The organism is Streptomyces sp. CHD11 (assembly GCF_018638295.1).
Lineage (GTDB): Bacteria > Actinomycetota > Actinomycetes > Streptomycetales > Streptomycetaceae > Streptomyces.
On sequence record NZ_JABTTS010000095.1, the window covers coordinates 1 to 823 of the forward strand.

2 rRNA genes are annotated in these 823 nt (G+C 60.6%); both read left to right on the forward strand.

Annotated elements, in window-relative coordinates:
* Nucleotides 1-233: ribosomal RNA gene (locus tag HTV45_RS33300) — 16S ribosomal RNA — on the forward strand; the annotation flags it as partial.
* 459 nt (nt 234-692) lie between these two features.
* A 23S ribosomal RNA gene (locus HTV45_RS33305) occupies nt 693-823 on the forward strand; the annotation flags it as partial.

Sequence of the window (823 nt, forward strand, 5' to 3'; positions counted from 1 at the left end):
CTGCAACTCGACCCCATGAAGTCGGAGTCGCTAGTAATCGCAGATCAGCATTGCTGCGGTGAATACGTTCCCGGGCCTTGTACACACCGCCCGTCACGTCACGAAAGTCGGTAACACCCGAAGCCGGTGGCCCAACCCCTTGTGGGAGGGAGCTGTCGAAGGTGGGACTGGCGATTGGGACGAAGTCGTAACAAGGTAGCCGTACCGGAAGGTGCGGCTGGATCACCTCCTTTCTAAGGAGCACTTCTAGGCTGCTTCGGCAGTCCAGAGGCCAGTACATCGGCGTACGTCCGATGCTGGTTGCTCATGGGTGGAACGTTGACTATTCGGTCCGGATTTCGGGCCGGTGGCTGCAAGTACTGCTCTTCGGGGCGTGGAACGCACGATCATCGGACGGGACAGGGCCGGGCACGCTGTTGGGTGTCTGAAGGTACGGCCGNTGCTGGTTGCTCATGGGTGGAACGTTGACTATTCGGTCCGGATTTCGGGCCGGTGGCTGCAAGTACTGCTCTTCGGGGCGTGGAACGCACGATCATCGGACGGGACAGGGCCGGGCACGCTGTTGGGTGTCTGAAGGTACGGCCGTAAAGGTCTGTCTTCAGTCGCCGGCCCCAGTGCACTCGGGAGTTCATCCCGGGGTGATGGGTGGTTGGTCGTTGTTTGAGAACTGCACAGTGGACGCGAGCATCTGTGGCCAAGTTTTTAAGGGCGCACGGTGGATGCCTTGGCACCAGGAACCGATGAAGGACGTGGGAGGCCACGATAGTCCCCGGGGAGTCGTCAACCAGGCTTTGATCCGGGGGTTTCCGAATGGGGAAACCCG